This is a genomic window from Novosphingobium sp. (genome assembly GCF_027486195.1).
Lineage (GTDB): Bacteria > Pseudomonadota > Alphaproteobacteria > Sphingomonadales > Sphingomonadaceae > Novosphingobium.
In genome coordinates this window covers 1-19,432 of sequence record NZ_JAIXPP010000105.1, presented here as the reverse complement: position 1 = coordinate 19,432, position 19,432 = coordinate 1, and the positions used below count along the sequence as shown (strand labels likewise).

Here is a 19,432-nt window from a genome sequence, read left to right as displayed (position 1 = left end):
CCGCCATTGGCGCAGCTGCCCATCGAGATGACGTACTTGGGGTCCGACATCTGGTCGTAGACCTTGCGCAGCGCCGGGGCCATCTTGTTGCACAGCGTGCCGGCCACGATCATCACGTCCGACTGGCGCGGCGAGGCGCGCGGAGCAACGCCGAAGCGCTCCATATCATAACGCGGCATGTTCACGTGGATCATCTCGACCGCGCAGCAGGCAAGCCCGAAGGTCATCCACCACAGCGAGCCGGTGCGCGCCCACTGAAACAGCTCCTCAGTGCTGGTCACGAGGAAGCCCTTGTCCGAAACCTCGGCGTTCAGGCTGTCGAAAAAGGCAGCGTCGGGCGCGGCGGGCAGATCGGCCGCAGATGCCGGGATGATCGATGAGGTCGTCATGTTGCTCATTCCCAATCCAGCGCGCCCTTCTTCCAGGCATAGATGAAGCCGATGATCAGCTCGAACAGGAACACCATCATCGTGCCCCAGCCAGCCCAGCCGCTTTCCTTCAGGCTCACCGCCCAGGGAAACAGGAACGCCGCTTCAAGGTCGAAGATGATGAACAGGATCGCCACGAGGTAGAAGCGCACGTCGAACTGGCTGCGCGGATCCTCGAACGCGGGGAAGCCGCATTCATACTCGCTGAGCTTCTCGGCATTGGGGTTGTGAGCCCCGGTCAGCCGCGAAACGCCCATCGGCAGGAACACGAACACGCAGGAAAGCGCGAGCGCGATGCCGAGGAAAATGAGGATCGGCAGATATTGCGCGAGGTAAGGCAGTTGCTCGGCCAAAGGATTGACTCGCCTGTTTCTATGTCGCCCCGCGCCCTAGTCCCGGGCGTGGCCATGTGCAAGTGCGGCATCGCCCGATGAGGCTCAAAATCCAAGCTTTTGTCTGTGGATGACCCCGCTTCCCGCCGTTTTCGGTGCCCGGTGGCACTGCATACGAATGATCAGGATGTGATATCGATTTGCAATATCACATCCCCTGCCACAAGAACACCGGCCACGCCGCCAGTGCCAGCAGGGTGCCGAGCGGCAACATCGTATCGCGCGTGATGCGCTGCCCTGCGGCGCGTAGCACGGCGGCAACCGCCAGTCCGCCAAGGCTCGCCACCAGCAGCGTGTGGATTACCCCCAGCGGCCCCAGCCAGAGCCCGATTGCGCCCAGCAGCGGCGGGTCGCCGCCTCCCAAACCCTCCTGTCCGCGCCAGGCGAGATAGCCCTGCCCCAGCAGCCACAGCACCGCGAAGCCGAAGACGCCGCCCACCATGGACTGGACAACGGCCATCACATCCTCGGACCAATAGCCCATAACCAGCGCGAACAGCGCGCCGCTGGCCCCCAGCAGCGCCGAAAGCTGGCGCGGCAGCCACATATGGCGCAGGTCGAGCATCGCGAGCAGCAGCAGCTGCCAGCCCAGCACCATCGCCCAGATCGGAAAGGTGCTCAGCATCACGGCCATCGCGCCGATTGCTGCCCCGCCCAGCTCCGCCGCAAGCTGCCAGCGATCAATCGCAGAGCCGCACTCGCGGCACTTGCCGCCCTGGATCACCCACGAAAGGATCGGCACGAGCTCGAACGGCTTCAGTTCCTTGTCACAGGTATCGCAGGCCGAACGCGCCACGACCAGCGGTCGCCCGTCAGGCATCCGGATGAGCACGACGCCCAGAAAGCTGCCGATCACCGCGCCCAGCGCCATCGCGCCAAGGATGAACACGATCAGCATGCAACCCGCCCTCGCATAGCTTTTGCGCCCCTTCGCGAATTGAAATCGTCTCGCCCGGGGTCTACATCAACCTCAACCCCGGGGCCTGGCGCGGTCCCTTAGCACAGGAATGGTTTCCATGGTCCAACTCTCCCCTGCGTTCTCGAGCGCCGATCCCGTCGTCATTCTGTCCTTCGCGCGCACCCCGATGGGCGCGATGCAGGGATCGCTGGCCGATGTCCCCGCCACCCAGCTCGGCGCCACGGCGGTCAAGGCTGCGGTCGAGCGTGCCGGAATCTCGGGCGATAAGGTTGAGCGGCTCTACATGGGCTGCGTGCTCCCCGCCGGCCTCGGCCAGGCCCCTGCGCGTCAGGCCGCAATCCACGCCGGGCTCCCCACTTCGGTGCAGGCGACCACGGTCAACAAAGTCTGCGGTTCGGGCATGCAGGCGCTGATCATGGGGGCGGAAGCGCTGGCTTCGGGTTCCATCGACATGGTCGTCGCGGGCGGCATGGAAAGCATGACGAACGCGCCCTACCTCCTCAAGAAGCACCGCTCGGGCGCGCGGATCGGCCATGATACGGCTTATGACCACATGTTCCTCGATGGCCTTGAAGACGCCTACGAGCCCGGCCGCGCCATGGGCACCTTCGCGCAGGACACCGCCAACGAATACCAGCTCACCCGCGAACAGCAGGATGCCTACGCCATCGAATCGCTGCGCCGCGCGCAGACCGCGATTGCCGAAGGTGCCTTTGTCGCCGAGATCGCGCCGGTCACGGTCAAGTCACGCAGCGGCGAAACCGTTGTCGATACCGACGAGGCCCCCGGCAAAGGCAAGCCGGACAAGATCCCCGCTCTGAAGCCCGCCTTCGCCAAGGACGGCACGATCACCGCCGCCACCTCCTCCTCGATCTCGGACGGCGCTGCCGCGCTGGTGCTGACGCGTGAGAGCGTTGCCGCCGCCGATGGCCTCACCCCCGTCGCCCGCGTCGTGGCGATGGCCGCGCACGCCCAGGCGCCCAAGGACTTCACCACCGCCCCCGTCGGCGCGATTACCAAGCTGCTCGACAAGGCCGGCTGGAGCGTCGCGGATGTCGATCTGTTCGAAGTGAACGAGGCCTTCGCCTGCGTCGCGATGTTCGCGATGCACGATCTCGGTATCAGCCACGAGAAGATCAACGTCCACGGCGGCGCCACCGCGCTCGGCCACCCCATCGGCGCTTCGGGCGCGCGCATCGTCACCACGCTGATCGGCGCACTCCAGCGCCACGGCAAGAAGCGCGGTGTCGCCAGCCTCTGCATCGGCGGCGGCGAAGCAACCGCAGTCGCAATCGAACTGGTCTAAGCGGGAATCCTTATGGGGGCCTGCCTTGGCGGGTCCCCATACTCGGCGCCCCCCCTACTCGGCTCCCCAAGCCGCGGCCTTGGCCACATAGCCGCGCCGGCCATCGATATCGAACTTGCACCAGACCGGCCCGCAATCGCCGAGCTTGCCCGTAACCCCGGGCTCCACGCGCCACAGCAGCCGGCCGCTGCCATCCGAATTCTCGCGGATTTCCGCCACTGTGCCTTTCACCGTTGCGGTGCGCGTGCGGGTCAGGAACTGGGCCAGCATCCAGCCCCGCGCACCGTCGATATCCTCGACCAGCCGCCAGCCGCCGATCGTGCGCAGCACTTTCATCGGCAGCCCTGCGCGCACATAGACCCAGCTGATGCGATACTCGCGCCCCGGCCCCACGCGCAAGTTGGCCGGCTGGCCGCGCAACGAAGCCCAGTAAGGGCTGTTCTCGTCATCCGCCGCGTGCGCCGGTGTTCCCATCAGCATGCCGAGCAGGACAATGATCGCAATTCGCCTTCCAGACCGGGGCACGCTCAACCTTCCTTCATCTTCGCCGCCCCCGCTGCGATACAGCATTCGCGCGTCCGGGCAACCGGGTGCTTGACCGCAGGGCGCGAGGCGGCATAGCGATACGCCATGCCCGCAGCCCACACGCCCTCAGGTTCCCCAGGTGCCGACTACCGGCCCACCCGCCGGATCGAAGGCCGCCCCCGCGTCTTCGTGACCCGCCGCCTGCTGCCTGAAACGGAAGCGCGCATGGCAGAGCTGTTCGACGTCACGCTCAACCCCGATGATCGGGCGCTGTCGCAGGACGAGATCCGCGCCGCGATGCAGGAAGCCCACGTCCTCGTCCCCACCGTCACCGACCGGATCGACGCGGACCTCATTGCCTCCGCCGGTCCGCAGCTCGGCCTCATCGCCAGCTTCGGTGCAGGCACGGACCATATCGACCTCGCAGCGGCTCGCGCCCGCAAGATCCTCGTCACCAACACCCCCGGCGTGTTTACCGATGATACGGCGGACATGACAATGTCGCTGATCATCGCCGTCTCGCGCCGCCTTGCCGAAGGTGGCCGCGTGATCCGATCGGGTGACTGGGCCGGTTGGGCACCGTCCACCCTCCTCGGCCACCGCATCAGCGGCAAGCGGCTCGGCATCATCGGCATGGGCCGCATCGGCCAGGCTGTCGCCCACCGTGCCCGCGCCTTCGGGCTCGAGATCGTCTACCACAACCGGCAGCGCCTGCCTGAAGCGTTCGAACGCATGGTCGGCGCGCGGTATGAGGCCGATGTCGATGCGCTGGTGCGCGAGGCGGATATCGTCACCCTCCACTGCCCCTCGACCCCCGAAACGCACATGCTGATGGACGCGCGGCGCATCGCGCTGATGAAGCCCGAGGCCTATCTCGTGAACACCGCGCGCGGCGATGTGGTAGACGAGAATGCGCTGATCGAGGCGCTGCAGGCCGGCCGCATCGGCGGCGCCGGGCTCGATGTCTTCGCGCACGAGCCGAAGATCGATCCGCGCCTCCTCGCGCTTGGCAACGTCTCGCTCCTCCCGCACATGGGCAGCGCCACATTCGAAGGGCGCACCGCTTCGGGCGACAAGGTTGTTGCCAACATCCGTTTCTGGGCCGATGGGCATCGTCCGCCCGATCAGGTCCTCGAAGGCTGGGCATAAGAACAAAGCGAATCGCGTGGGGGAGTGTTCGGAATGAAGAAGTTCTTCGCGGTGGCTCTTGCCGCCAGCGCCCTTGCGCTGCCCGCGCTGGGCCACGCCCAGGCCGCTGAAGCCGTGGATGCAGCCGATAGCGGCGATACCGCTTGGCTCCTCGCCTCCTCCGCGCTTGTCCTCCTGATGACGCTGCCGGGCCTCACGCTGTTCTATGGCGGGCTGGTGCGTGCCAAGGGCTTTCTTGCCGTTGCCATCCAGATCGGTGCGATTGCCGCGATCACCTCGCTGATGTGGATCGTGGTGGGCTATACGCTGGCCTTCGGTCCGGTTTCGAGCGGCTGGCTAGGCGGCGGCTCGGCGTGGATGCTCGGCCAGCTCGGCAATGTACGCGAAGGCACGCTCGTCCCCGAAAGCGCCTACGTGCTGTTCCAGATGATGTTCGCGGCGATCACGCCCGCGCTGATGGTCGGCGCATGGGTCGATCGCGCCCGCTTCGGCTGGGTCGTCGCGTTCACGGCCCTCTGGAGCCTGATCGTCTACGCCCCGGTCGCGCACTGGATCTGGGGCGGCGGCTGGCTGGCGAGCCGTCTCGGCACGATGGATTTTGCCGGCGGCATCGTCGTCCACACCACCGCCGGCGTCTCCGCGCTGGTCGCTGCGCTGCTGATCGGCAAGCGCAGCGGCTTCCCGCGCACGCAGATGCTGCCGCATTCCCCCGCACTCACAATGATCGGCGCGGCCATGCTCTGGGTCGGCTGGTTCGGCTTCAACGGCGGCTCCTCGCTCGCCGCGACGGATGATGCCGCCTCGGCGATCATCAACACCCATGCCGCCGCCTGCGCCGCTGCGCTTGCCTGGCTCGCCATCGAAAAGGTCAGCATCGGCAAGCCAACGTCGGTAGGTTTTGCCACCGGCGCGGTTGCGGGCCTGGCGACCGTGACGCCCGCAGCCGGCTTCATCGCGCCGGGCGCCGCAATCCTGTTCGGCCTTGCCGCCGCCGCCGTCTGCTACCCGATGATCCTGCTGGTCAAACGCCGGATCGAGATCGACGATTCGCTCGATGTCTTCGCCGTCCACGGCATGGGCGGCATCGTCGGCTCGCTGCTGCTCGCGATTTTCCTCGAGCCATCACTTGGCGGCACCGGGTATGCCGAGGGCATGGGCCTGTTCCGCCAGCTCTTCGCGCAGGCCGCAGGCGTCGGCGCTGTCGCCGCATGGAGCGCGCTGGGCACCGTGATCTGCGCTCTCGCAGTCGCCATGGTGATCCCGATGCGCGTGACCGAGGACGAGGAACGCGAAGGCCTCGACCTCACCAGCCACGGCGAACGCGCCTGGGAGTTTGAGTAAGGTGAGCGTGCGAAAGGCTCGCCTCGCTGCCTTCATCGAGTCCGTCTGGAACCGGGGTGAGGCAGAGGCAGTGACCGCCTACCTTGCCCCCGCCTACACCGTCTACCACGATCCCGGCGATCCGTGGGAAGGCCGCACGCTGGATCCCGCCGCGTTTACCGAGCGCCTCATCCAGTCACGAGCGCCCTTCCCCGATCAGCGCTTCACCGCGCTGCGCATGGCCGAAGACGAGGACGCCGTGATCATGACATGGACGTGGGAGGCCACTCATCTCGGCGATTTCCCCGGTTTTCCGGCCACCGGCCGCACGATCCGCATGTCCGGCGCGACTACCTACAGCTTCGACGCCGAGGACCGCCTCACCGGCCACTGGCAGATCGCCGACCGCCTCGGTGTTTTCCAGCAATTGCAGGCCAACCGGGGCTGAAAGCAGAGACCCCGCCCCTACCCCAGTTCCTCGCGCAGCAACCCCAGCACGGCCTGCACCGCCCCGCGCGCGCTTGCCATTTCGAAATGCTTGAACGGCACTTCGACCACCCGGTCCGCCTGCCCCGCCTCGCCCGCAGCGCTGCGCGGCGCAACGATACCGTCGCGCCTTGACCATACCGCGATCGTGCGCACCGGCGGCTTCTCGCCCGGGTCCTCGACAAAGGGCACCGCATCCACCGTGTGATCGTTGAGCGCTTCATAGACGCGCCAGGCGTTGTTCGCCCGCCGGTCACCCGAAAAGGGCGAACCCAAAGTCATCACCAGACTGCAGGCATCCGGATGGCGCTGCGCCAGCACGCGCGCAAACATGCCGCCAAGGCTCCAGCCGATTAGCACGACCGGTTCGCCCGATTGCTCGGCCAGTTTGCAAATCCGCTCTTCCAGCCGCGCGATCTTTTCCGGCTGCGCACCGGTGTTGAGCCCCTGCTCCCAGCCCTCGACAACGAACCCCGCCTTGCTGAGCGAATTGCGCAGAAGGGCGGTCGAACGGTCGTTCGAAAGCAGCCCCGGGATCACGATGACCGGTCGCCCTCGCCCGAACGGCGGCACCACGACCGGGCGGCGCAAGGGTGCGGCCTGAATCTGCGGCAAGGCCAGGAATTCCAGCGCCCAGCGCCAGCGCGGCGGGGCCTTTGCCCCTGCGGGATCGGACTCTGCTGCCAAGCCCTCAGTCCCCTGTCAGGATGCGGTCCACCAGTTGCTTCACGGTCGGCGTGAAGTTGTTGGAATAGAACGGGTCCTGCTTGAACCGGTACGCCGCGTGACCGGCAAACATCAGGTTCTCGTCGATCGGCCCGCCATGCGCGATGTCCTGCAAGGTCTTCTGGATGCAGAAGCTGCGCGGATCGGCGAGGCGGCCGGTGGTGTAGTCGTCGTGGTCCTTCCACGAGGAGAACCCGCAGTGCGAAAGGCAGCCCATGCAGTCCTTCTGGTCCTGCTGGATGGTCTCGCGCTCTGCGGTCGTCACGAAGATCACGGTATCATCGGGCGTGCGCAGCGCATGGGTGAAGCCTGCGCCGAACCACGTGCGCGCACGGTCGCGGTCTGCCGGTGTCACCCAGAAGTTCTTGCCCTTCACGCCCACGTCGAGCTGCACGGTGTGCTCGCCTGCCGAAACCTTGGAATAAGGGATCTGCCGCTCGCTGCGGGCTTCGAGCGCGCGCAGGAAGGGGTTGCGCACGGCGGAGGAATAGAACCCCGTCGGCGAAAAGCGGTGGAGCAGCACGTCGCCCGGCTCCAGCGTGCGAAGATGTTCCTTCCACGCTTTCGGAATCGGGCTTTCCTCGGTCAGCAGCGGCCGGGTGCCGAACTGGAACGCGATCGAGCCGAGCTCGGGATTGTCGATCCAGTTGTCCCACTCGCGCAGGAACCACACGCCGCCTGCCATCACGATCGGCACGCTGTCCGGCACGCCTTCGGTGCGCATCACATCGCGCAGCATTTTCACGCGGGGGTACGGGTCCTCGGGCTTCTTCGGGTCCTCGGCGTTGGAGAGGCCATTGTGCCCGCCCGCCAGCCACGGATCTTCATAGACCACCGCGCCCAGCCATTCCGGCACCTTGTGGTAGGCCCGCTTCCACAGCGCCCGAAACGCGCGGCCCGAAGAAACGATGGGAAGATAATAAACCTGATGCCGCGCCGCGATTTCCGAAAGCTTGTAAGGCATTCCTGCGCCGCAGGTGACCCCTGCAATCAGCCCGCGCGTCCGTGAAAGCACGCCTTCGAGGATCGGCTGCGCGCCGCCCATTTCCCACAGCACGTTGATATTGATCGCGCCGTTTCCGCCCGCCAGGTCATAGGCCCGGCGGACCTGCTCCACCGCCCCGTCGATGCCATAGCGGATCAGCTGCTCGTGGCGTTCCTTGCGGGTCAGCTGCTCGTAGACCTGCGGAATGATCTTGCCGGTCGCGTCATAGCTGTCGGCATTCACCGCGCTGACCGTGCCGATGCCCCCAGCGGCTGCCCACGCGCCCGAACTCGCATGGTTGGTTGCCGCAACACCCTTGCCGCCCTCGATCAGAGGCCACACTTCGCGGCCGCCATACAGGATCGGCTTCAAACCCTTGAACGCAGACATCGTCTTCCCTTAGAGACCCCCAACCTTGCCACCAGAGCCATTGGCACCGGCATGGCACGATTGCATCTTGCTCGGCTCAGGCGGCCCGCTGCCCGCAGGTACGAACTGAGCATAATAGCCTGATACATCCGGCTTACGGCGAAACGCGGTCAAGCGAAAGCCCGCTGTCTCGAATTCGCAAAAAAGCAAGGCGGGCGGCGTTCCGTGCCGGTCGGTGGGGCGATCGGCGTCGACCACCACAACCGAGCCGCCTGGCTTCAGCGAAGGCCACAGCCTCCAGAGGAACGGATAGGGCTCCGCGATCTCGTGGTACATGTGGATCATGAACACGCGGTCGAAGCTGCGCGCCGGCAAGCGCGGATCATCCGGTGCGCCCCGCAGAATCGAGACCGATGTGAGCTGCTCGCGCTCGATCCGCGCACCCAGCCGGCCGAGCGCGCCCTCGTCGATGTCCTGCGCCAGTACCCGCCCCCTGGGGCCCACCCGTGCGGCAAGGCGCACCGTGTAGTACCCCTCACCCGCGCCGATATCGGCAACGGTCATGCCCGAGGCCACCTCGGCCTCGTCCATCACGCTTGTCGCTTCGCCCTGCTTGTCGCGCGCTTCCTCGGGCGCCCACTGGGTCGAGACGACTTTCGCAACCGGACGGTCGGCACTGGGAAAAGCGCGATTGCGCGGCGCACGATCAGTATCGCCGGCATCTGCCGCGCGGCAGGCCGTCAGCGCCATCAGCCCGGCCAAAAAGGCCGCAGCCGTTCTCAATCGTCGTCTTCCACGGTCACCTTCTCGCCCGTCACCCGCTGCGCCAACGCCGCGGCCATGAACGGATCGAGCGCGCCATCAAGCACGTCGGTCGGGTTGGTGCTGACCACGCCGGTGCGCAGATCCTTCACCTGCTGATAGGGCTGGAGCACGTAGGAACGGATCTGGTGGCCCCAGCCGATTTCGGTCTTGGCGGCATATTCGCCGCTCGCCGCCGCCTCGCGCTTGGCCAGCTCCGCCTCGTAGAGCCGCGCCTTCAGCATGCCCATCGCGGTCGCGCGGTTCTTGTGCTGCGAACGGTCGATCTGGCTTGCCACGACAATGCCCGAAGGCACGTGGGTGATGCGCACAGCCGAATCGGTGGTGTTCACATGCTGCCCGCCTGCGCCCGAAGCGCGGTAGGTGTCGATCTTGAGATCGGCGGGGTTGATCTCGATGTCGATGTTGTCGTCGATCTCGGGATAGACCCAGACCGAGCTGAACGAGGTGTGCCGCCGTGCCGAGCTGTCATAGGGGCTGATGCGCACCAGCCGGTGCACGCCGCTCTCGGTCTTGGCATAACCGTAGGCGTTTTCGCCCTTGATCAGCAGCGTCGCGCTCTTGATCCCGGCGGCTTCGCCTGCGTGATAGTCAAGCAGATCGACCTTGAACCCGTGGCGCTCCGCCCAGCGCGTATACATGCGCTGCAGCATCTCGGCCCAATCCTGGCTTTCGGTGCCGCCTGCCCCGGCGTGGACTTCGAGGAACGCGTTCGATCCGTCCGCCTCGCCCGCCAGCAGCGCCTGAACCTTGTCCGCATCGGCGCGCTCAGCGAGAGCGGCAAGGCTCGCCAGCCCTTCCCCGACCGTCGCTTCGTCGCCTTCCATCTCGCCGAGTTCAACGAATTCGATGGCATCGGCCATTTCGGCGCTGATCTCGTTCACCGTGCCGATCGACGCCTCAAGCCGCCGCCGCTCGCGCATTACCACTTCGGCCTGCTTGGGATCGTCCCACAGCTTCGGGTCCTCGACCCGCGCGTTGAGTTCATCGAGCCGCCGCACCGCGCGGTCCCAGTCGAGGAACTTGCGCACGAGCCGCAGCGCGGCCTCGATGCGGTCGATATGGGCCTGCCCTTCGGCACGCATGACGGGTCTCACTCCAGATTGCGGGAGCCCAGCCGCTTAGCGAAGCGGCGCGCCTTGTAAAGAGGCGCTTGGGGCTTGGCGCCTCGCGCTCAGCCCTTCTTGAGCTTCTGGACCGCCTCAAGCGTAAGCTTCACGTGATCCTTGTAGTCCATGTCCGAATGGACAAGCACGATCTTGCCGTTCTTCGCGATCACGTAGCTGGTGCGCTTGGTCAGCCCGCTCGAAATCCCGGCGACCTTGAGCGACACGTCATAGGCCTTGATGACGTCCTTCGAAGCAGCCGCCACCGCAAACTTGTCGCGGCACTCGGCCGTGGAAAACTTCTGCAGCGTCGGCAGGTCGTCGTTCGACATGCCGATCACCGTGGCCCCGGCCTTGGCGAAATCGGCCGTCGCCTCGGCAAAGGCATGCGCTTCCATTGTGCAGCCCTGTGTGAACGCCTTGGGGTAGAAGTAGAGCACAACCGGCCCCTTCGCGAGCAGCGCCTTGAGGTTCACCTTCATCGGCTTGCCGGCGAGTGCCCCCATCGTCGTGAAATCGGGCGCGACAGCACCCTGGGTCAGCTCCGCGTTGGCGGCAGCGGGGACAAGAAGGGCGAGCGCCGCAGCAGCGGCCATAACTGGCTTGATCATGGAGAGGAGCCTATCAGCAACTTTGCCGAGCGGGAACCGGCAATTGGTGCAGGAAAAATAGGGACAGTCCCCATTTTCCTGCCAGCCCGGCACGACTCAATAAATGCCGCCCTTGTCCTCGACGAAGTCGCCCTCTTCCACTGGCACGTCCTCGCCCGCGCCGTCACCCTTGGCCGCGCGCGCCTTGCGGATCGCCTCGAGCACCGCGTCCTTAAGCGTCTGGTCTTCCGGCCGGAACGTGCGGGTCGGCTCGCTGTTGGGCTTGAACGCTTCCCAGATCACCGAAGCCTGCCGCTCATAATCCTGCGGTGTCCCGCCAAAAACCTGCCGTCCGGTCACCCGGTCGATCTTCACCATGCGGATGCCCTCGGGCACGGTAAAGGGCGTGTCGCTCCAGCGCGCCCGGGTCCGCTGCACGAATTCCTTGAAGATCGGCGCGGCGATCCGCCCGCCCTGGGCATAGCCGCCGAGGCTGCGCGGCTGGTCATAGCCAAGATAGAGCGCACTCACGATATCAGGCGAGCCACCGGCAAACCACACGTTGGTAGGCCCGCTGGTCGTGCCCGTCTTGCCGAACAGCGGCAGGTTGAGGTCGGCCAGCGTCAGCGCTGTGCCGCGCACGACAACGCCTTCCAGCATGTGTACCACCTGATAGGCGGTGCGGGAGTCCATCACCTGCCGGCCGGTCGGCTTCATTCGCGGCATCGGCTTGCCGTCCCACTGCGCCATGTTGCAGCCGGAGCAATCGCGGTTGTCGGCCTTCCAGATCACCTTGCCATCGCGGTTCTGCACATAGTCGATCAGCGTCTGTTCGTGCTGGCGGCCATGGTTGGCAAGCGCTGCATAGGCATTCGCCATCTTCGCCGCGGTCGTATCGCCCGCGCCCAGCGCCATAGAAAGGTAGGGCTGATAATCCCCGATCCCGACGCCCTTGATCGTGCGGACCACCTTGTCCATGCCGATGTCGTTGGCGATGCGCACGGTCATCAGGTTGCGCGATTGCTCAAGGCCCCAGCGCATCGTGTGGCTGCCCGAGCCGCCTTCATTGCCGAAGTTGCGGAAGCATTTCTGCCCCAGCGCCGCACCCTGATAGACGCAGAACGTGCCGTCGAGCACCATCGAGGCCGGGGTCATCCCGTTGTCGAGCGCCGTTGCATAGACGAACGGCTTGATCGTCGAACCCGGCTGGCGCACCGCCTGCGTCGCGCGGTTGAACGAGCCCAGCCGGGAATCAAACCCGCCCTGCATCGCCAGCACGCGCCCGCTGAATGGCTCTTCCACCACCATGCCGCCGGAAACTTCGGGGATGACGCGCAAGGCCCAGCCGCCGCCAGAAGGCGCTGCCGCGATCACGTCACCGGGCTTCATCGCGCTCGGCATCGCCCAGAGCGGCCCGGTGGTACCGTCGGAAAATCCGATCCGCCCATCATTGCCGCGCTTCTCCAGCACCACGCCGATCCGCCAGTCCTGATAGCGGATCGCAAGGTTGCTGGTGACGAGTTCGGACTGCCAATTCCCTGAAACGTCGAGCTTGGCGATCGGTCCGTTCCAGGCCCGTCCGCCGCTGAAGCGAAGGAGGCCCGTGCGCAGCGCTGTCTGTGCCGCTGTCTGGAGCTCGGTATCGAGCGAGGTGCGCACCCACAGGCCGCCGGCATAGACGCTGTTGGGGCCGCCATCGGCGTTCTCGCCGAACTTGTCGATCAGCTGGCGCCGCACTTCCTCGAGGAAATAGCCCGCATCTGCCGTGTAGTTTTCAGCGCGCCGGGGCACGAGGCCCAGCGGCTGCGCCTTGGCTTCGGCCGCTTCCGCCGGAGTCGCCCAGCCGTTCTTGACCATCTGGTCCAGCACATAGGCGCGCCGCTCCAGCGCCTTTTCGGCAAACTTGGCGCGGCCATAAGTTTCCGGCGCCTTGGGCAGGATCGCGAGGAACGCGACTTCGTGGAGCTTGAGATCGCCCACATCTTTGTCGAAATAGGCCCGCGCCGCCGCCTGCACGCCAAAGCTCTGCCGCCCCAGCGGGATCTCGTTGAGATAAAGCTCGAGGATCTGCTGCTTGTTGAGGACACTCTCGATGCGCCGCGCGAGGATCATTTCCTTGAGCTTGCGCGTGACCGAATATTCGTTGCCGATCAGGATGTTCTTGGCCACCTGCTGGGTGATGGTGGAGCCGCCGCGTGCGCGCTCGCCCGAACCGAATTTCAGCGTGTAGTCCACCATCGCGCCGATCAGGCCGGTAATGTCGACGCCGCCATGGCTGAAGAACGATTTGTCCTCCGCCGAAAGGAATGCGTGGATCAGCGGCTCGGGAAAATCGACATAGCGCAGCTGCACCCGCCGCTCACGCGCATAGCTGGAAACGATCTCACCATCATTGCCGCGCACCATGGTGGGCAGCGGCGGCTGATAGGTGAGCAGCTTGTCCGCCGATGGCAGCGTGCGGATCACCGTGACCCAGAGGATCAGATAGAGCACCGCCAGCACGCCCAGCGCATAGCCGGCACGGCGCACCCAGACCCGCGTGAGCCAGAGCTCCCGCGCCTGGCCCAGAAGCCCGGCTGCATTGCGCTGGATGCGCCAACGCACCGAAGTGCCATCACCGCCGGGAAGGTTGGGATCATTCGCCATCTGCGCGGCGCTTTAGCATGGCCTTTCGCGGAAATGCCAGTGGCGAGCTTCAGGGAACGACCAAGGCGATGTTGGTCCGCGCAAGATAGATCTCGATCGCAGTGGCAACGGATGCGGCAAACCCCTTGCGCCAGCCCGGATTGGCCAGCGCCCTCGCGTCGTCCGGGCTGCTGATGTAGCCAGCCTCGATCAGGGCCGAGGGCAGGTCGAGCGATTTCAGCACGACGAACGCCGCCTCACGCTCCGGATCGGTGTGGAAGCGCATCTTCCCATCTCCCTCGCGCAGCACAAGCGCAGCAAACGCCCTCGAACGCTCACGCATTTCGCGCTGCGAGAGGCTCACCAGAATCGCCGTCACCGCATCGGATTTGCCGCCCAGTTCCACCCCGTTCACGGTGTCGGACTTGTTTTCCCGCCGCGCGACTGCATCGGCCACCGCGTCGGAGCCCCGATCGGACAGAGTATAAACCGTCGCTCCGGTTGCCTCGGGCGATTCCGAAGCATCGGCGTGGATGGAAACGAACAGATCGGCCTTCAGCCGCCGCGCGATTCCCGATCGTTCCTCGAGCGCGAGGAACCGGTCGCCGTCACGCGTCATCGCCACCCGCACACGGCCACCCGCGAGCAAGGCATCGCGCAGCGCCAGTGCGAGCGAAAGCGTGATCTTCTTCTCCCGCTCGCCATGCTGCCCGCTCGCGCCGGGGTCATGCCCGCCGTGCCCGGCATCGATCACCACGAGGGGCCGGCTCGCATCGGCCGGGCCTTCGATCTTGGGCAGCCCGATCTGCGCCGCCCCCGAAGGCAGGGCGATCCGGATTACATAGTCGGGATTGCGGGCCGGCGCGGCAAACGCCAGGGCCATGAGGATCGCGGCTGCCGTCATGACGGCCAACGGCACGCCCAGCACCACCCCGATCAGCACACGCCCTCTCATGGCTCGCGGCTATGCAATGCAGACTGCCGGGCGGTCCAGCAGGAATTGCTACGTGTTCCACCAGAGCGCCATCGGGGAGCGCCATCGGACCGCAGCCGCCCGGTCATGGTTTTAATTGCTGGTTGGTAATTCCGGTGCTAGCAGTGCCAATCTGGAACGAGCCCGGATCGGCCTCGGCTCCGCCTCCGAAACCTGCCGCAGTGCTAACGCGCGCGTCACAGATAATCGGGACAAGGCGTTGCCCTGACACGGTTTTTGCCCGGACCTGAAGTACCAGCGAAGAAGGGATCGCGGCCTTGGTTTTGGCCGTATTCGACCTTTTTCGCGCCAGAGGTTGATGTCTTGATGGAAATCCGTGCAACGTTCGAGCCGAGGAGCCCCACAGGGGCCCGCGCAGGCTTGGCGTGCATAGGTCCGTGCCAGTCGCCACGGACCATCCCACGGAATGCCATCTGGGCAGACACGCACCAACCGCCGCCGGGCGGCGAGCGCATCGGGCACGCAAAAGCGGCCTTTCCCGCGCTCCGAACCGGCAAACCCGCATTCGCGAAACGCCTCGCCCCGGCCCCGGCATCTGCCAGGCCCGGCCAAGACGGCTATCGCGCTTTCACATTGAACCGCGCCCAGAACCCGGGTTCACCCCCGTGGCCGCGCGGCTGGAGACTTTATAATGACCACGCGCATGCTGATCGATGCGCGCCACCCGGAAGAAACCCGGGTGGCGGTGCTCAATGGCAACCGGATTGAAGAGTTCGATTTCGAATCTGCTGATCACAAGCAGATCAAGGGTAACATCTATCTCGCCAAGGTAACCCGCGTCGAACCGTCGTTGCAGGCGGCTTTCGTCGATTTCGGCGGCAATCGGCACGGGTTCCTCGCCTTCAGCGAGATTCATCCCGATTACTACCAGATCCCCAAGGAAGACCGCGAGGCGCTCCTTGCCGAGGAAGCGGCCCACGCCGAAGAAGAAGCCGCACTGCGCGCTGCCGACGAGGCCGAGCACGACGACCTCGATGACGAGGAAGGCGGCGACGACCGCTACGACTACGATGGCGACGAAGGCGTCACCGAAGTCGATACCTCGGAGAAGGACGAAGTCGCCACGATCGAGGGCGGCGTCGTCGAAAATGGATTTGAAGACGAAGACGGCAACGGCGGCGACGAAGCCGGTGATGAGCAGGGCGAGGAAGGCTCCGACGACGAGGGCGGCCGCTCGCGCCGTCCCCGCCGCCAGCGCGCGCCCCGTGCCCAGGCGCGTGAGGCCGATGATCTGCGCGCCCGCCGCATGGCGCTGCGCCGCCGCTACAAGATCCAGGACGTGATCCAGCGCCGCCAGGTGCTGCTCGTCCAGGTCGTCAAGGAAGAGCGCGGCAACAAGGGCGCTGCCCTCACCACCTACCTCAGCCTCGCGGGCCGCTACTGCGTGCTCATGCCCAATTCGAGCCACGGCGGCGGCATCAGCCGCAAGATCAACTCGGCGGCAGACCGCAAGCGCCTCAAGTCGATCATGGCCGAGCTGGAACTGCCCCGCACGATGAGCTGCATCGTGCGCACCGCCGGCCTCCAGCGCACGAAGCCCGAAATCAAGCGCGACTTCGACTATCTCGCCCGCCTGTGGGACGAAATCCGCGAACGCACGCTCAAATCCTCCGCGCCCGCGCTGATCCATTCGGACAGCGACCTCATCAAGCGCGCGATCCGCGACATCTACAACCGCGACATCGAGGAAGTCGTCGTCGAGGGCGAGCACGGCTACCGCGCCGCCAAGGACTTCATGAAGCTCCTCATGCCGAGTCACGCAAAGCGCGTGCGGCAATATGTCGATCCGGTCCCGCTGTTCCAGCGCTATGGCGCCGAGGACCAACTGACCGCGATGTATGATCCGGTGGTCCAGCTCAAAAGCGGCGGCTATCTCGTCATCAACCCGACCGAGGCGCTCGTCTCGATCGACATCAACTCGGGCCGTTCCACCAAGGAACACGGCATCGAGCAAACTGCGGTCGCCACCAACCTTGAAGCCGCGCGCGAGATCGCCCGCCAGTTGCGCCTGCGCGACATGGCCGGCCTCGTGGTGATCGACTTCATCGACATGGAGTACGGCTCCAACGTCCGCAAGGTCGAGAAGGCGATGAAGGAAGCGCTGCGCAACGACCGCGCGCGCATCCAGGTCGGCCGCATCTCGGGCTTCGGCCTCATGGAAATGAGCCGCCAGCGCCTGCGCACCGGCGTGCTTGAAGCGACGACCCGCGCTTGCCCGCACTGCGATGGCTCGGGCCTTGTCCGCACCGCGTCCTCTGCCGGGCTTTCGGCGCTGCGCATGATCGAGGACGAAGCCGCCAAGGGCAAGGGCACGATCATCTCGCTCTATGCCAGCCAGGAAGCGGCGATCTACGTGCTCAATGCCAAGCGGGCCGATCTGGCCGAGATCGAGGAACGCTATGGCGTTTCGGTCGAGGTAATCCCTGAAGGCGAGAACGAAGGCGCCAAGATGCGCGTTGCCTCGCGCGGGCCCAAGCCTTCGTTCGTGCCGCGCTTCGAACCGATCATCGAGCCTGAAACGGACATCGACGAGGACGACGACTACGCCGAAGAGGAAGAGACCGAGGCGCAGGACGAGCCGCGCAGCGAACGGCGGGACCGCGATGAGGCAGATGGCGAAGGCGGTCGTCGCAAGCGCCGCAAGCGCCGCCGGGGCCGTGGCCGCGATCGTGATGGCAACGAGATCGCCCAGTCGGCAGCCGACGAAGGTGAAGGCGGCGAGGCCGATGGCGACGACGAAGGCGAGGAGGACGGCGAGCGCAGCGAAGGCGGCGAACGCTCCGAAGATCGCAGCGAAGATCGCAATGACGAGCGCGGACCGCGCAAGCGCCGCCGCCGCGGCCGTCGTCGGCGCGGAGGCCGTGGTGACGGCGAAGGTCAGGGTGGTGAGTCGCAGGGCGACGAAGCGCAAGATGGCGGGGCCGAGGATGACGGGGCCCAAGATGACGGGGTTCAGGCCGGCGACGACGCTACCGAAGCGCCCGTTCTGGTCGAGGCAGCCGAGGAAGCACCTGCCAAGCCGCGTCGCTCGCGTCGCCGCAAGGCAGATGCCCAGCCGGTCGAGGTCGAAGCCGAGGCTCCCGTATCCGAGCCCGCTGCGGAACCGGTAGCGGCCGAGGTCGAGACCGAAGCCCCTGCCAAGCCAAAGCGTTCGCGCCGCAAGAAGGCCGAAGCCGCCGAAGCGGAGGCACCGATTGCCGAGGTTGTTGCCGAAGCCCCTGCGGCTGAACCGGTTGCAGAAGCGGAAGCCGAAGCCCCCGCCAAGCCGAAACGCTCGCGCCGCAAGAAGAGCGATTCGCCCGAAGCAGAGGCACCCGCTGCACCCGCAGAGGAAACCGCTGCCACCGAGCCCGCGCCGGAAACACCGGCTGAAGCACCGGCTGCCGCCGCTGCTCCGGCCGATGACAAGCCGGGCGAGCCTCGTCGCGGCTGGTGGCAGCGCACCTTCGGCGCCTGATCCAGATCAGGCTGGCGCACAAACACGAAGGCCCTCCCCGGCGCCCATGCCGGGGAGGGCCTTTCGTTTGCCGGGGCAGCGCGCCCGGTCAGGCGAGGCGCGTTGCGGTGCCCCATTCCATCCACGCTGCCCAGCGCGGATTGCCCGGCAGATAGCCCTTGCCGATAGGGTCGACCTCGAACCCCGCATGACGCACCGCCGCAGTAACCGGGCGCGTCAGATGGCAGCCCCCGGCAATCGGCTTCCAGAACGGCTCGATGCGCTGCTGCCAGCGCTGCACATCCTCATCGGGCGCGCTGCCGTGCTCGAGGAACAGGAACTGCCCGCCCGGCTTCAGGATGCGGCGCATCTCCGCCAGCACGCGCTGCGGATCGCTCACTGAGCACAAGGTGTAGGTGCAAACCACTGTATCGAAGCTCTCGCTGGCAAAGGGAATCGCTTCGCCCACGCCATGGCGGATATCCGCTGCCCAGCCCTTCTTCGCCGCTTCCGCCCGCGCGAAATCGAGCAACTTGTCCGATGGGTCGATCCCGGCGAAAGACGTGACCGCGCCTTGGTCATAGAACTGCTGGTTGTAGCCACCGCCGCAGCCGATCTCGAACACCGCGCCGCGCGCCTTGGGCACAACCTGCCCGCGCAGCTCCATGATCGCATCCGCGCCGCAGCAGGTCCGGATGAGCCGTGGCACCATGTGCCGATCCCAGAATGCCTTGAAACCCATGCCGCTAACCCCTCCATGCCGACTGGCGCTGTTGTTGCACGCCCCGGCGCAGGCCTACAAGCGCCGCGGTGAAGCGTTTCACCGAGTCGATTGATTTCTATTTTGTGTCACAGTTTTCGCGCCAAACAGCCCGCTCAGCGCCGCATCCACCTGATTCATAAATGTATTTTACCGGCAGCCAAACCTGCATACCCTTTTACGCGTTAGGGGATTGTTAGAAGGTTGTGCGTAGATAAGGCCTTGCTCACCACGGAAGACACGAGGGGTGAGTGGCGCGTGGGGCGCCAACTCAGGAGATCGAACATGACGCTTTTCAAGAACATTCTCGCTAACGAAGATGGCGCGACCGCAATCGAATACGGCCTGATCGCCGCTCTCATCGCTGTTGCCGCGATCACCGCCATGGGCGCGCTGGGCAACTCGCTGTCGAACACGTTCAACCTGGTTTCGACCCAGATGAACAACGCTTCGGACGGCAAGCTCTAAGAGCTTCGCGCAAGCGAAACGTTCGG

Annotated in this window: 18 protein-coding genes; 6 read left to right on the top strand and 12 right to left on the bottom strand. The window is 65.8% G+C overall.

Annotation, left to right across the window (positions count from 1 at the left end):
- The 3 genes from nuoB to Q0071_RS18440 all read right to left on the bottom strand — a co-directional run.
- The coding region (gene nuoB / locus Q0071_RS18450; protein WP_298173073.1) for an NADH-quinone oxidoreductase subunit NuoB at positions 1 to 389 on the bottom strand (389 nt) is incomplete at its 3' end.
- Positions 390 to 394: 5 nt separating this feature from the next.
- Positions 395 to 769: an NADH-quinone oxidoreductase subunit A gene (locus Q0071_RS18445; protein ID WP_298173075.1), complete on the bottom strand. Its 375-nt coding sequence runs from the start codon at positions 767 to 769 to the stop codon at positions 395 to 397.
- Positions 770 to 968: 199 nt separating this feature from the next.
- Positions 969 to 1,718: an A24 family peptidase gene (locus Q0071_RS18440; RefSeq protein WP_298173070.1), complete on the bottom strand. Its 750-nt coding sequence runs from the start codon at positions 1,716 to 1,718 to the stop codon at positions 969 to 971.
- 118 nt (positions 1,719 to 1,836) lie between these two features.
- Between Q0071_RS18440 and Q0071_RS18435 the strand changes: the two genes are divergently transcribed.
- Positions 1,837 to 3,045, top strand: coding sequence for an acetyl-CoA C-acyltransferase (locus tag Q0071_RS18435; RefSeq protein WP_298173065.1), 1,209 nt, complete (start codon positions 1,837 to 1,839; stop codon positions 3,043 to 3,045).
- Between the two features lie 54 nt (positions 3,046 to 3,099).
- Here Q0071_RS18435 and Q0071_RS18430 read toward each other — a convergent pair whose 3' ends face one another.
- Positions 3,100 to 3,570, bottom strand: coding sequence for an SH3 domain-containing protein (locus tag Q0071_RS18430; RefSeq protein ID WP_298173062.1), 471 nt, complete (start codon positions 3,568 to 3,570; stop codon positions 3,100 to 3,102).
- A 105-nt stretch (positions 3,571 to 3,675) separates the two neighbouring features.
- Here Q0071_RS18430 and Q0071_RS18425 point away from each other — a divergent pair, with 105 nt between their 5' ends.
- The 3 genes from Q0071_RS18425 to Q0071_RS18415 are packed head-to-tail and all read left to right on the top strand — an operon-like array spanning position 3,676 to position 6,487.
- A complete protein-coding gene (locus tag Q0071_RS18425; protein WP_298173058.1) occupies positions 3,676 to 4,719 on the top strand; it encodes a D-glycerate dehydrogenase in 1,044 nt (347 codons plus the stop codon).
- 33 nt (positions 4,720 to 4,752) lie between these two features.
- Positions 4,753 to 6,060, top strand: coding sequence for an ammonium transporter (locus Q0071_RS18420; protein WP_298173055.1), 1,308 nt, complete (start codon positions 4,753 to 4,755; stop codon positions 6,058 to 6,060).
- A gap of 1 nt (position 6,061) precedes the next feature.
- Entirely contained in the window at positions 6,062 to 6,487 is a 426-nt protein-coding gene (locus Q0071_RS18415) for an ester cyclase (RefSeq protein WP_298173052.1), read from the top strand.
- 17 nt (positions 6,488 to 6,504) lie between these two features.
- Here Q0071_RS18415 and Q0071_RS18410 read toward each other — a convergent pair whose 3' ends face one another.
- The 7 genes from Q0071_RS18410 to Q0071_RS18380 form a co-directional block, all read right to left on the bottom strand.
- Positions 6,505 to 7,212, bottom strand: a complete 708-nt coding sequence (locus Q0071_RS18410; protein ID WP_298173049.1) for an alpha/beta hydrolase — start codon at positions 7,210 to 7,212, stop codon at positions 6,505 to 6,507.
- Between the two features lie 4 nt (positions 7,213 to 7,216).
- Complete coding sequence (locus tag Q0071_RS18405) at positions 7,217 to 8,626, bottom strand: nitronate monooxygenase (protein WP_298173047.1); 1,410 nt, start codon at positions 8,624 to 8,626, stop codon at positions 7,217 to 7,219.
- Positions 8,627 to 8,635: 9 nt separating this feature from the next.
- Positions 8,636 to 9,355 carry a class I SAM-dependent methyltransferase gene (locus Q0071_RS18400; RefSeq protein ID WP_298173044.1) on the bottom strand — a complete coding sequence of 240 codons (720 nt, stop codon included), beginning with the start codon at positions 9,353 to 9,355 and terminating at the stop codon, positions 8,636 to 8,638.
- A 29-nt stretch (positions 9,356 to 9,384) separates the two neighbouring features.
- Positions 9,385 to 10,512 carry a peptide chain release factor 2 gene (gene prfB / locus Q0071_RS18395; RefSeq protein WP_298173041.1) on the bottom strand — a complete coding sequence of 376 codons (1,128 nt, stop codon included), beginning with the start codon at positions 10,510 to 10,512 and terminating at the stop codon, positions 9,385 to 9,387.
- Positions 10,513 to 10,601: 89 nt separating this feature from the next.
- Positions 10,602 to 11,144: a peroxiredoxin gene (locus Q0071_RS18390; RefSeq protein ID WP_298173038.1), complete on the bottom strand. Its 543-nt coding sequence runs from the start codon at positions 11,142 to 11,144 to the stop codon at positions 10,602 to 10,604.
- A 96-nt stretch (positions 11,145 to 11,240) separates the two neighbouring features.
- Positions 11,241 to 13,769: a transglycosylase domain-containing protein gene (locus Q0071_RS18385; protein ID WP_298173035.1), complete on the bottom strand. Its 2,529-nt coding sequence runs from the start codon at positions 13,767 to 13,769 to the stop codon at positions 11,241 to 11,243.
- A 49-nt stretch (positions 13,770 to 13,818) separates the two neighbouring features.
- A complete protein-coding gene (locus Q0071_RS18380; protein ID WP_298173032.1) occupies positions 13,819 to 14,703 on the bottom strand; it encodes an N-acetylmuramoyl-L-alanine amidase in 885 nt (294 codons plus the stop codon).
- A gap of 670 nt (positions 14,704 to 15,373) precedes the next feature.
- Here Q0071_RS18380 and Q0071_RS18375 point away from each other — a divergent pair.
- The gene (locus Q0071_RS18375; RefSeq protein ID WP_298173029.1) at positions 15,374 to 18,199 is read left to right on the top strand and encodes a ribonuclease E/G; all 2,826 of its coding nucleotides are present in this window, start codon (positions 15,374 to 15,376) and stop codon (positions 18,197 to 18,199) included.
- An 88-nt stretch (positions 18,200 to 18,287) separates the two neighbouring features.
- Here Q0071_RS18375 and Q0071_RS18370 read toward each other — a convergent pair whose 3' ends face one another.
- Positions 18,288 to 18,920 (bottom strand): class I SAM-dependent methyltransferase, encoded by a 633-nt coding sequence (locus tag Q0071_RS18370; RefSeq protein WP_298173026.1) that lies wholly within the window; start codon positions 18,918 to 18,920, stop codon positions 18,288 to 18,290.
- Positions 18,921 to 19,223: 303 nt separating this feature from the next.
- On the opposite strand from Q0071_RS18370, the gene Q0071_RS18365 reads away from it, so the two are divergent.
- Positions 19,224 to 19,406: a Flp family type IVb pilin gene (locus Q0071_RS18365; RefSeq protein ID WP_298173024.1), complete on the top strand. Its 183-nt coding sequence runs from the start codon at positions 19,224 to 19,226 to the stop codon at positions 19,404 to 19,406.
- Positions 19,407 to 19,432 lie beyond the last annotated feature (26 nt).